This is a genomic window from Stieleria varia (assembly GCF_038443385.1).
Taxonomy (GTDB): Bacteria; Planctomycetota; Planctomycetia; order Pirellulales; family Pirellulaceae; genus Stieleria; species Stieleria varia.
Genome location: NZ_CP151726.1, coordinates 500,771 through 513,797, shown reverse-complemented (window position 1 = coordinate 513,797; position 13,027 = coordinate 500,771). Strand labels below are relative to the sequence as shown.

At 57.4% G+C, this 13,027-nt stretch carries 7 protein-coding genes; 4 read left to right on the top strand and 3 right to left on the bottom strand.

Going from position 1 to position 13,027, the window contains the following annotated elements:
* Positions 1–246: 246 nt before the first annotated feature.
* The 3 genes from ppc to Pla52nx_RS01905 form a co-directional block, all read right to left on the bottom strand.
* A complete protein-coding gene (gene ppc / locus Pla52nx_RS01915; RefSeq protein ID WP_146518024.1) occupies positions 247–2,997 on the bottom strand; it encodes a phosphoenolpyruvate carboxylase in 2,751 nt (916 codons plus the stop codon).
* Between the two features lie 227 nt (positions 2,998–3,224).
* Positions 3,225–4,574 carry a PQQ-binding-like beta-propeller repeat protein gene (locus Pla52nx_RS01910; protein WP_146518023.1) on the bottom strand — a complete coding sequence of 450 codons (1,350 nt, stop codon included), beginning with the start codon at positions 4,572–4,574 and terminating at the stop codon, positions 3,225–3,227.
* Positions 4,575–5,285: 711 nt separating this feature from the next.
* A complete protein-coding gene (locus Pla52nx_RS01905) occupies positions 5,286–6,956 on the bottom strand; it encodes a sigma-70 family RNA polymerase sigma factor (RefSeq protein ID WP_146518022.1) in 1,671 nt (556 codons plus the stop codon).
* Between the two features lie 924 nt (positions 6,957–7,880).
* On the opposite strand from Pla52nx_RS01905, the gene Pla52nx_RS01900 reads away from it, so the two are divergent.
* The 4 genes from Pla52nx_RS01900 to Pla52nx_RS01885 all read left to right on the top strand — a co-directional run bounded on the left by Pla52nx_RS01900 (position 7,881) and on the right by Pla52nx_RS01885 (position 12,926).
* The gene (locus Pla52nx_RS01900; RefSeq protein WP_197454208.1) at positions 7,881–9,455 is read left to right on the top strand and encodes a hypothetical protein; all 1,575 of its coding nucleotides are present in this window, start codon (positions 7,881–7,883) and stop codon (positions 9,453–9,455) included.
* A 33-nt stretch (positions 9,456–9,488) separates the two neighbouring features.
* Positions 9,489–10,523: a hypothetical protein gene (locus tag Pla52nx_RS01895; RefSeq protein ID WP_146518020.1), complete on the top strand. Its 1,035-nt coding sequence runs from the start codon at positions 9,489–9,491 to the stop codon at positions 10,521–10,523.
* Positions 10,524–10,809: 286 nt separating this feature from the next.
* Positions 10,810–12,030 (top strand): GTPase ObgE, encoded by a 1,221-nt coding sequence (gene obgE / locus Pla52nx_RS01890; protein ID WP_146518019.1) that lies wholly within the window; start codon positions 10,810–10,812, stop codon positions 12,028–12,030.
* The gene (locus Pla52nx_RS01885) at positions 12,027–12,926 is read left to right on the top strand and encodes a type III pantothenate kinase (protein ID WP_146518018.1); all 900 of its coding nucleotides are present in this window, start codon (positions 12,027–12,029) and stop codon (positions 12,924–12,926) included. Before obgE ends, Pla52nx_RS01885 begins: the two co-directional genes overlap by 4 nt.
* The last annotated feature ends 101 nt before the right edge of the window (positions 12,927–13,027 follow it).

Here is a 13,027-nt window from a genome sequence, read left to right as displayed (position 1 = left end):
TTTGCGGCGCGTAGGCCCCCTCCCGGATCTTGCTTCGCTCGATCCGACCTCCCCCAAGTTCCTTGGTGGAGGTGACAGAAAACTTGCGCAAACCCCTAATGACACAACACCAAACTTTGAGCGGTCCAGAGTTGGCCCTACTGGATCTTTGACGAATGTGCGGTGAAAAAGTAGGATTGCGTTCTTACCCCTGAGTATCGAATGTCGGCCAAGAGTGGCCAACCTACGACTCAATCAGCAGTCCCCTCAGCCGCTGGTTCGCATGCCGGCGGCGATCCCGTTGATGGACAGGCGGGTGATGTGACGCAGTTCCTCCAGGTCCGTTTCTGGCGGCGGGTCAGCGGTTCGTCGCAACAGTTCGACCTGAATCAAGTTCAGCGGGTCGATGAAGCGGTTGCGGATGCGGATGGATTCTTTCAGCCACGACGTTCCGCCCAACAATTCATCTTGACCGGTCAGCGCCAGCACGACGTTGCACGCCGATCGATACTCCAATGAGATCATTGAAGCGATTTCGTCCGCCGCGTCACTTTTGTTCGCCAACCGTGCGTACTCCATCGCGATCTTCAAGTCCGACTTTGCCAATGCCAATTCCGCGTTGTCGATCATCGCGCGAAAGAATGGCCACTCGTTGTACATCGTCAGCAGTTGTGCACGTTCCGCATTGTCCCGGACCGAATCCGACATCGCCGCTCCCAAACCGTACCAAGCCGGAACCAAGCATCTCGCCTGAGTCCAAGAGAACACCCAAGGAATCGCACGCAAGTCCGCCAGCCCGCCATCGGGTTTGCGTCGTGAGGGACGAGAACCGATGGGGAGTTGTTCGATTTCGGAGATCGGTGTGGCGCGGCGAAAGTAGGAAACAAAGCCGGGGTGTTCAATCAGCTCGCGATACTTTTCAAACGATGCTTGAGCCATCTGGTCCATCATCACGTGCCAAGGCTCGGAGTCGGGACGTACGGGCTCCCCGGCGGCCAACAAGGACGACCAGATCATCTGTTCCAAATGGCGGTGTGCAATCGCGGGATCGTCGTACCGGTCGGCCAGGACCTCACCCTGTTCCGTGATCCGCAGATGCCCATCGAAGGTGCCACGTGGTAGCGACAGGATACTGCGAGCTGCCGGACCGCCGCCGCGCCCCAGCGAGCCGCCTCGGCCGTGAAAGAAAGTCACTTTGACGCCAAACTCTTCGCACACCGCGACCAAGTTCTTTTGGGCCTCGTGCAGGGACCAGCACGCCGACAGGTAGCCGCCGTCTTTGGTGCTATCGGAGTAACCCAGCATGATCATCTGGCGATCACCGAGTCGACGGAGGTGTTGACGATAGGCATCGTTGGAGAGCATGCCGGAAAGAATCGCCGGTCCGTTTTGCAAATCCTCGACGGTCTCCAACAGCGGCACGATCGGCAGCGTTGCATCGCTTGTCGCCTCTCCGGTCGGACGAGTCTGTTCCCAGAACCACAGGACGGTCATCGCGTCGCTAGGTGCACTGGTCATGCTGATCACGTGCGCTCCGATCGCGGCCATGGAGTATTGCTCGGCCGCTTCGTGCAATGTGCGAAACAACGACAAGGTTTCCGCAGTGCTGTCAGAGAAACCTTCGTCAGAGAGTGATTGACGCTGTGGCAACGTTTGGCTCAATAACTCACAGAGGTCTTCTTCGCTGAGTGAGTCGGGATCATCGCAGAGACCTGTTTTCCGCAAAATCTCGTTGATCGCCGAAAAGTAGACGCTGGCGTTCTGACGAACGTCCAGCCTCGCCAAATGCAGTCCAAAGGTTTCGATCTGTGTTTTCCAAGACTGCAGTGACGGTGCGATGTGCCGGTAGACGGGCAATTCGCTCGTCGCGTCGATCAACGCATTCAAGTCACCTGCCAGCTCGCAAGCCGATCGATAGACGGCACTTTGGGTAACGGGCTTTTGATCAGACGCATTTTCGTCCAAGTCGTCTGACGTTTGCTCCAGTCGCCACCGAATGATCGACAACCAGCGGCGACAGATCTCACCTGGTGGCAATCCTGACAATCGTTCTTCCAGCTCGGGCCATTTGCCGATCGCCTGAGTAATGCTCTCGGTCAACGCTTCACCGAGATGGACTTGCCTCTCCGAGAGACTCAATGAGTCAAATAAAGCTTGAGCCGTCCGCAAGTGGAACGCGATCGCTTCACGACGCAACCATTGCAACGTTTGACGAGTCACCTTGGGTGTCACACCTGGATGGCCGTCACGATCGCCTCCGATCCACGATCCGAAAACGATGCCTGGATGACGCGTCTGAACCGCGTCCCCGTATTGGCGTTTGAGCGCGTCGTTGAGTTCTCGATGGATTTCGGGCACGGTCTCCCACAACACGGACTTGATCGACAATCCACGAGCTACTTCTTGCATCACCGATGGCCGCCACGGCCGGATGAAATCCGTCTGCCATAGCTTCGCCACTTCGGCGCGAATCTTGCGTTCTGTTTGATCGCGTCGATGGGGTTGCTGCTGCCGGTGATACTCGTTCATCAACCCACGAATCGTTCGCAACTTATTACGCACCGATCTCCGCTTGGCTTCGGTCGGATGAGCAGTGAAGACGAGGTCGACTTGAATCTCGTCGACCAACGCTTGAACATCCTGAGCAGACTTACCTCGCAATTGCAGCTCATTGATGGCCGATCCGACCGATTCCGAGCGAGGCTCAGGAAACGCGTCGGCCGATCGTTGCTCGAGCACCTGCACACGCCGTCGATCTTCGACGACATTGAACAAGTCCAGGAAGGTGGTGAAGGCGCGAATGACGACGCGTAACTCTTGATCGGACAAAGAGGAGATCAATTGCTTGATGCGTTTATCGGCTCCTTCTCTGCCCGAGCGTCGATCCCATGCGGCACGACGAAGTTCTTCCACGGTGTCCAACGCCGCTTGGCCTTCCAGTTCGCTGATGGTGTCACCCAAGACCGCGCCAAGGAATCCGATTTCTTTTCTCAGGTCGTCTGAACTGGATGACGTCATGTGTCTCTCAGAGTGGTTTGCCGGACTCAGCGGGAAAACAGCCCCATCACTCTAGATGTACAGCACGTCCATTGACAAATAGAAATCAGCCCTTTGTCTCATCGAGAATCCGAATGCAACACCAAAGCCCCAGTAGGTCGGAAACGGCTCCATTGGCAAGAGAGAAAGCGTCCGGTTCCGTCATGACCTGGGTGTGCGGATAGAACCGGGGGCTATCGCCCGGCGGCTCACTTGCTGCTGCTCAGATCGACCGCGACCAGTTCCTTGTCGTTGCGGATGAACGCGGTTTGGCGTGCGTACGCCGGATGACTCCAGATCACCTTTCGTCCGAACGCCGTTTGGGTAGGCTCGACGACTTGCATCTGGCCCAACGAACGAAATCCCTCCGCCGTCATCTCAGCCAGTGTCAGCAAACCCGTTTCACCGAACAACAGGTATCGGCCGCTGGGGGCGTGCCGCGTGATGAACGCGTTGCCGGCGGACAATCGTCGCTGATTGTCCGGCCGAACCGGCAGCCAGTTGTGCCACAGCCGTTGGCCATCAGAGACTTTCGCGCACACGACGGCGCCGAGCGATTCATCGCAACCAAAGATCAGGCCGTCATGGATCACCGGCGTCATGGTGCTGCAACTGATCGACGTTTTTGGTTCGCTGTCCCACAGTTTCGTCACCGCGGGTCGATCCGATGCCAGTTGCAACATCATCGACTTGTTTTCGATTCCGGTGACAAACAGATGATCACCCTCACGCATCGGCTGAGCGATCGACATCCCATAATCGGGCTTGAGCGGCTCAGTCCAATACGGCTTGCCGGTGGCGGGATCCAATGATGCGACGGCATCAGGATGCCAGATCAATAGTTGCTGAGTTCCGCCCGCCTGAATCAACGACGGAGGACAGTAACCGGCATCCGAACTGGAGACCGACTTCCACAGCACCTTGCCCGTGGCTCGATCAAACGCCACGGCGGCTTGATCATCACCGCCGACCATCGTCACGACCATCGAGTCCGTGACCAGCGGGTGCGCCGCGAAACCCCAGATTGGCGTCTTGGCGTTGAATGTCTTGGGCAAGTTCACCTGCCACATCATCTCGCCGTTGCTTGCGTTCAATGCGATCAAGTCACCTTGGGCGCCCAACGTCACGACCACACCGTCGATCACCGTGGGTGTCGCCCGCGGGCCGGCAGGGTAACTGATCTTGTAGTTGACCGCGTACTTGTGTTCCCAGACCTGATTGCCTGTGTTGGCATCGAAACATCGCACCCGCTCAAATCCTTCTTGTTCAGGTCGCGCGTCGGGCGTCTCGATCATCTCGCCCTTGGTGCGTTCGTAGTCCATCAAGTAAACACGATCACCGACCACCGCCGGACCGGCGTATCCACCGAAGACGGGCACCCGCCAACGGATCGGCAGACCGCCCTCGGGAATCGAGTCCGCTATCCCTGCTTCGCGATAGACCCCATCCCGCGTCGGACCCATCCATTGATTCCAATCATCCGCAAAGGATACCGAGACGCAGAGACAGCACAGCAGGGTGACGCCGATGGACCGGCTGAATGAAGGGAACCGACTCATGGAAATGCCTTTTCGGGATGCGGAATCGTAACGATTTTGCCAGCGAAAATTGTACGGTACGAATCAGAGTCGTGTTGCCATCACTGATGTTATTGAAGGGGGAATCGTAGGTCATGCTGTGCATGACGACATCCGGTTCGCCCGACGTCACCGCCGGGTGCACGGCCCTCGCTTCAAGCATTGGCTTCAAACATTCGCGAAAGCGGCCCATCACGTCGATCAACGCTGGAGAGACGCCACCCGTGACCGTCTGTTTTCGCAAGTACCAAAACGGCCTAGCCCAACCACCACAACAAGGTGCTCTCTCCCTATAATCTGCGATGCGGCTTCATGAGATGGGAAACCACGAATCTTCACTAATCGAACACTAATCGGAGACAAACGTCCGCGATAGCCAAGCTTAACGGTCACCCATCAAGAATCGTCCCCGTTTAGCTTGCTTGCACTTCTGCTGATTAGTGTTCGATTAGTGCCAATTAGTGTTCCTGAAAACACAACCAAACACAAGCCAGTGAGATGCACGATGGATGTTGCGACACTTATCTTCCGCACGTCCCCCGCAGCTACCTGATTGCAGCGGAGCATTCGCAGGTCATGCTGTGCATGACGAAATACGGTAATCCGTGGGGCAGGTTTTTAACCTGCCAAGTTTCCCTTTTGCGCGGCAGGTTGAAAACCTGCCCCACGTTTGTTGTGGATCGCCCGCTACTCTTACGAACCCAACTCGACGTCGATGTTGGCTTCGTCTGCGGCGCTGCGAAGCTTTGCCAAGGCACGGGCCTCCAGTTGTCGCACGCGTTCTTTCGTGACGCCCATTTCCTCACCGACTTGCTTCAATGTCAGCGGCTCGCTGCCACGTTGCAGGCCGAATCGCGCGGAGATGATCATCTGCTCGCGTTCGTCCAACCGATTGAGGATCTTGGACAGCTCACGTTGACGTGAACGCTGGACGGTTTCCTCCGCGTAAGGATCCTGTCGCTCGTCTTGGCGGGACAAGAACAGTTCCTCCGTGGTCGTGCGGAAACGGTCACGATGCTTGAACTCGCTCGGGATCGTGCGAGCAAAGTTCTTCATGATCGCCCACGAAGCGTACGTGCTGAATTTGTTGCCTCGTGAGTAGTCAAATTTTTCAACGGCACGGATCAGCGACATGTTGCCGTCGCTGATCAAGGCAAAGAAGTCATCAGTGCTGGCGACGTGACGCTTGGCAATGGAGACCACCAAACGCAAGTTCGATTGCACGATGCGATTCTTTACGCGAACGGCGTCTTCGTAAAGTTTCTCGATCTCGTCCATCACAGCGCTCTTGGCACCGTTGATGCCATCGAGCGTTTCACGCAGACGGCTCGCTTTGTGCTTCAGATAGTTGAACTGACGGAACAAGTGGTACTCTTGTTCTCGGGTCAGCAAAGGTACGTCGTACAGCGATGCGAGATAGCTTGGCAACCCGGACGGCACGCGGACTTTGCGTGGCGCGGTGGCCGGTTCCGGTTCGGGACCGAGATACTCGCTTTCGCGAACGGCGGTCTCAAAGTCTTCGTTGTAGATGTAATCCAGGGGCAGCTCCATGATCCGATCACGACGCATGTCCACGAGGATGCGTTGGATGCTGGTGCGGGTTCGTTTAAAACGCTTGCACAACTGGGGCACCGTGGCACCCTTGAGGTACAACCCAAAGATCGTTCGCTTGTCGTCGTCGGTCAGCACGCTGCGAACATTGGGGAACACGGCAACCGCTTGGTGTTCGGCGTCAAAGTTCTTGAGCGTGTAGCGAATCGTTTCGGGGCTGCGTCCCATTCGCGATGCGAGCTGGCGGGTGACGTCCGAAAGCGATGCCCCGGAGTCAACGAGTTGACGGGCGCGTTCGATGATCTCGCTCTTTTCATCGTCCGACAATTGGCTAAAGCGTTCGCCGCGACGAATCTTGTCTTTGTTGTTGGAAACGAACCGCTCGACGCTGCTGTGCAAAAATCCGACGCGTTTGCGTCCGCCGAACAGCAACCGACGGCTGACCAACCCGGCTTCACGCCAGCGGCTGATCGTCTTGGTGGAAACCTTGAACAAGCGGCTCAGTTCATTGACCGTATGGACTTGCTCGCCCACGTCCTCGACGTCCAACTCGGCGGAATCGCTGAGGTCTTCGATCAACAGACGCAAATCGTGGATCAGATCCACCGACGCAATGTTGTGGCGACTTGCGTTTTCCGGACGATAGTTGGTGATGCGGAAACAGACATAATCAAATGCATAGCTTCGATCGGCCTCGATCTCGCTCAACAGCTTCTCCGTTGCTGCTGCTTGCTCGATCTTCTTTGTCTTGGGGACAAAGCGAAGTTGCTCGCGCAGTTCTTTGATTTTTGAGTCTCGGTAGTTTTCGTGCATCGCTTTTCTCCCAGCGCTTGGGACTTGGCTGATTGATTCCCTGCGACCCCGGCGGGTCGCTCGGCCAATTCCCTCGGTTGCCCGGGTTCACTCATAATCCTGAGAGTGATCATTCCATTCTCGTTCCGTCTGTCCGTTTCCCTGCCAACGCTGCACCGGGTCATTTCAATATGACTCCGTGCGGTTGGACATCGGTCTTGATGGGACATTCTCAATGAGAGAACGCGTATCGCGACCGATGCATTAGGTAAACCGTAAAACAAAACACTTTGTCCACAAAAATTTGCCCAACTGAACCCAGTCGAGCCATTTGATGGACTTTCAACACCGACCGACTCCTTGCCGACCGGCACTTGTCTCACTAGGAACCCGCAACGTGCGAATTCCTGTACCTCTAAAGACGAAATGGCTGTTCAATAAGTTCGCCCGTCGTTTCATTTTCTTGCCAGAGCCCGAACAAAAGTTCCTATTCCGCAAGCATTTGAATCCGACGGCCTGAATTCTTCATGGCAGTCAACTCGTCTCGCAAGTGAACAGTAGGAAAAACGGGGCCAATCGGTCACACAAAACGGAAAAATCCTCCCCGATTCGACGTAAAACCCTTCAGCGAAACGATTTAACGATTTGCCATCGGTAACACCTCGCTTTCCACGCGATCCCAAACGTCCAGCTTGGATGTAAAAATTTCAAACAAGTTGCCATCTTTTTTGTCTCCATTTGATGTCATTGTCTCAAATTGAGAAAGCACTTAGGCTGGGCGAGTTTTCCGCCCGCGAAGACTTTGCCGGACGTGGCGTTTGGGTGGCGGGAGTAATTGTTGGGACGTGCACAGATTGAATTGAACCGTCGGGTCGGCGGGGTCGATGAATTGGTCAGTTGACCGAAACGACACCAACCGGCACGAACCGATTTCGAAAAATGACCGTGAACGACAACAACCCACCGCAATTCAAACCCGATCGACGTCACTTTCTGGCAGCGCTGGCCGGCGTCTCGCTGACCTCGGCGACCGCCTCGCGACCCCTGTTGGCCGCCGAAGCAAAGACCACGTTGGCGCCCAGCGGCAAGAACGACTTGGTCCGCGTACGGGTTGAGATGGACGTCAAAGGCAACGTCAAGGTTCCCGAGAATCCGCTGGTCTCGCGAACCAGTCAGGTGACGGTTCCGATCAAGAGCGATGTCGTGTTCGACTATGAGGAGCGTTACCGTCGCCCCGACGGGGCCGCGCCGACCACGGACATCAAATATGCCGAGCGGTTTTATCACACCGCCCAGAGCACCAGCACACTCAATCGCGAAGAGTCCACGGTGCAGCTTCGCGAATCGGTTCGCCAAACGATTGTGCGTCGCGAGACCTCCCCGGAAGTCATCTATTCCAGCGACGACTACTTCACGCATGAAGAGCTTGGGTTACTACGGACGCCGATTTGCAGCGTCGGCATCGACCAACTATTGCCGACGACACCGGTTGCACCGGGCGACAAGTATCGTCCTACCGACGCGGCGTTGATCTCCGTATTGAACTTGAGCGGTGTGGATGTCAACGAAGTCACGGCCGAGATCGCCGAGATCGCCACGGACGCCGCCACGATCGAAATCAAGGGTAATCTGGACGGGTCGGTGGAAGGCGTGCCGACCAAGTTGCGACTGGTGGGCAAGTTGCGTTTTGATCGCGAAGCGGGGATGTGTACCTGGCTTGCCATGGCGATTCATGAGACGCGCGAGATCGGAAATGCGGAGCCCGGTTTTGATGTGGCTGCGACGATCAAGCTGATGCGACAACCGATGGACGAAACGGTGGGCTTGCCCAAGACGCCCGCCAAGGTCGCATGGAACGCTCCGATCCCTGAGGACCGCTTGTTCGTCGATTTGCAAAGCAGGCACTTGGGCATCGGTGCCTTGATGGACCGACGTTGGCGGATGATGAGCGACGTCACCGGGTCGGCGATGATGCGATTGATCGAAAACGACAAGAGCGTCGCACAATGCAATTTTCGCTCTCTGGCCCGACTGAAACCTGGCCAGCAATGGACGCTGGAGGCGTTTGAGGCGGAGACCAAGCGGACGATCGGGAAGCCCTTTACTCAGATGGTCGAAGCGGACCAGCGGCTCAGCGCCCAAGGGCTCCGGGTGCTGCGTTTGGTTGCCGACGGGATGGTGGAAGGAGTGCCGATCCGCTGGATTTCACTGCATTTTTCCGACGATCAGGGTCGTCGCGTCCTGGCCACCTTTACCATGAGCGGCAACCAAGTCGCTGCTTTTGCGGGAACCGATGCCCAGTTGGCGGATTCGCTGCGGATGCTGGAAACGGAGTCTGCCAAGGCCGTCGCGACGACTGCCAGCGGCTCGCCCCAGGCTCCTGCCGGCTCGCTGCAAGGGGGAGGAGCCGATTCTCTGGCCGATCCGGGCCAAGAAACGCCGTCGATTGCCCGTTTGCCCCGAACGAAACGGAGCGGTTCCGGAAACGTTGAAGTACAATCGGCTAGTGACTTGCGCTAAAGCAAACCCGACTCGAACCAGAAATCTAGAATCATGTTGGCAACTCGAATCGCGACGGCGATCCTTTTCTGCACCACTTTTGCGGCCTTGATGGTTTCGGACGTCTTACCGACCCACATGGCGACGGCACAGGATGCCGATCAGGAACCGTCCTTCGAGCAGCAAACGGATTTTGCCCCCGGGGTCGTGACCGTGATACCTCCGGCGCCGCGGCCGAAAGAGACCTTTGACGGGCCGCTAACCCTGAAGTCCTTCTTGGAAGCCCATCCGGAGTTGGAGTGGGGCGCGCCGAATTTCCCTAACAATTCACCGCACTTTGATCCTCGCAGCCGCACCTTGGTCGAAATGGCCAAACAAGTCGTGCTGCGTCGCGAAGTCTACTGCCTCGAGTTTTCCTTCAAACCGCTGCGGCAGATCTATGTGAATTTGCCAAGGGCCGACGGCCGGCTGCAGCGAAAACTGGTTTGGTACATGGTCTATCGGGTTCGCTATCGAGGCGGCGATTTGCGTCCGGCGGCGGATAACGTCGGTGGGGCCGAGGTGTTTCAGAGGATCGAAGCGATCGGGTACGACTCACGTCGATTCTTTCCATTGCTGACGATCCAAGATCATGTCGGCGGCGGCAGCTTTCTGGATCAAATCTTGCCAGCGGCCAAAGAGGTCATCGCGATGCGGGAGCAGATCACTGCTCCGTTGTACAACAGCGTTGAAATCACCCGCGTCAAGATTCCACGCACCAGCGACGACGACGCTCCCGGCGTGTGGGGAGTGGCGACCTGGACCGACGTTGACCCCAACATCGACTTTCTCTCCGTTTACGTGTCTGGGCTGACCAATGCGTTTCAACAAGACGGCGAGGGCGACGATGCCCCCTATCGCCGCAAGATGCTGCAGTTGAACTTCTTTCGCCCGGGCGACACGATGGCACAGACCGACGACATGATTCGATTCGGCGTGCCCTCTTTTCAAGACGAAAACGAGATGCAATACGTTCTAAAACGGTACAACTTGGACGAACCGCTGAACTATCGCTGGGACTTCCGGGCCGTCAAGCAAACCGCAAATTGACCCATTTGCACGCATTATTTAGGAACACTTTCTCGATAAATGGCGTGGTGGATTTCGTCAGAAATCCCATGCGTAAGGAATTCTGGCGAATCCCACTACCGGGTGCGCGGGTCAGTGATTCGCTGTTCCGTAGCGACCAAGTCAGGTCCCGACCCTCTGGACCGCGTGTGTTTCTGGGCTACTCTCAAGGATTCTGACCGCACCGGCGGTCACTCCCATTGCCACAGCGGCCCGCCAAACGGCCGGCACCCAGGTGGCAGGCTGAATCCTATCCAGTGGCTCCGAGATGTTTGTTGATCGTGTCCAAATCGAGTTGCAAGCCGGCAAAGGCGGCGACGGCTGCTCCAGTATGCGTCGGGAAAAGTACGTTCCCCGCGGCGGCCCCGACGGTGGCGACGGTGGTCGCGGAGCCAGCATCATCTTAGAAGCCAAGCTCGGCGTGAACTCGTTGGCGGCCTACGCCAACCGAAAGTTCTATCGCGCCCCCAAAGGGCAACCCGGCCAAGGCTCCATGTGTCACGGTCGTAAGGGCGGCGACCAAATCCTCTACGTTCCTCCGGGAACCACCGTGATTGATGCTCATCAAGGTTTTGTGATCAAGGACTTGACCCACCACGGAGAGAGCTTCGTCATCGCCCGGGGAGGCAAAGGCGGCCGCGGCAACGCACACTTCAAGTCCAGTGCCAACCAGGCGCCCCGAGAGTCCACGGCGGGCGAAGAAGGCGAGACCCGATTGGTGATCTTGGAACTCCGCAGCATCGCCGACGTCGGATTGGTGGGCAAACCCAACGCGGGCAAGAGCACGCTGCTCTCACGCATCTCCAGCGCTCGACCCGAGATCGCCGACTATCCCTTCACGACCAAACATCCCAACTTGGGAATCGTCGAAGCCGATGAGGAGCGATCGTTCGTGCTCGCGGACATCCCAGGTTTGATCGAGGGCGCGAGCGAAGGTGTCGGGCTGGGACACGAGTTCCTCAAGCACGTCGAGCGCGCCGGCTTGCTGGTGCATTTGGTCGAGCCCAAACCGGTCGACGGAACCGATCCGCTGCAAAACTACAACGCGATCCGCGCGGAGCTGATCGAGTACGATCCCGACTTGGGCAAACGCGATGAAATCCTCGTCGTCACCAAGATGGAAATGGAAGGTGCCGAGGAAGTCCGTGATCAACTTCGTGAGTCGACCGGCAAAGAAGTCTTTATGATCAGCGCGGCGACCGGCGAAGGACTCGCCGAATTGACGCATCGGATCATGGATCAAGTCATGTTGCGTCGTCAACGAATGGAGAACGAGGGCGAAGTCGTTCCTAAGCTTCGCGTCTCGGACGAATCAACGGCAACTCGTCAGCGACGAGTCCCACCTCACTTGGCCGGCCCCACGTCGGACCTATCCAACGAGCATCAAGCCAAAGACAAGGAGGGCGAACAGGTATCACGCAAACAAGGAAGAAAACATCACGGCAGCGGCAATGATTCCGGCAATGATTCCGACAAGGCGGTGCCGTGAAGGAGCCTAGCTGTGTCGTTGCTGTGGACGTCGGTAACTCGGCCGCCAAACTTTGTTTGATGTCGGACGACCACCCCGCATGCGAAAAGAAATCATCATCGGAAAACCGCCTCTCCGAAATCTCCATCCCGATCGACAACCGCTGGCCAAGCGAGCCGCAGGGTTCAACCGATCCGGTGACCTCCGATGTCGACTGGATCACACAAGCGGTTCAGTGGGTGGAAAGCCACACGCGTTGCCGACCTTGTCGTACCCAGTGGCGAATCGCAAGCGTGCAACGATCGGCATCGCGACAGTTGTGCGACCGACTGCGTCGTGATGCGGAGAATCAACTTGCCGACTCCGACCAAGTGAACGTCGACGTCCGCACCATCACGCGAGACGACGTGCCGATGCCCGTGTTGGTGGATCATCCCGATCGGCTCGGAATCGATCGCTTGGTCGGTGCGTTCGCGGCGTCCGAACTGTACCGGCCTCCGTTGGTCGTGGTGGATGCCGGATCGGCAGTGACGGTCGACTGGGTCGATGCCCGGGGTCGATTCTGCGGCGGCGCGATTCTGCCGGGCTTGGGGCTACAGCTGCAGGCGCTCGCGCGCGGTACCGATGCATTGCCCCAGATCGACCTGTTGGCCGATGGCGACTGCCAAACGCCTCTGTCCATGCGACCGGCGACGAACACGTCGTCCGCCATCCGTTTGGGCGTGATCACCGCCGTGGCGGCCGCGATCGATCGCTTGGCAGAGAATTACGGGGCTGCCGAACCCACCGATTCACCCCCCACCGTCATCCTGACGGGAGGTGACGCGGGGTTGATTTCCGCTGCCCTCCAGGTGCCCCATCAAGTGGTCAGCCGCTTGGTTTGCCGAGGACTGCTGGCATTAAAACTCGGCAAATGACGGTCTTTTCTCGTCCGCTGTGACCCGCAGAAATAAACCTCGCGGTCGTCAATGCTGGAAAGTTACAATAGACTTGCGTTGCCAACCGCACTGATTGAGCG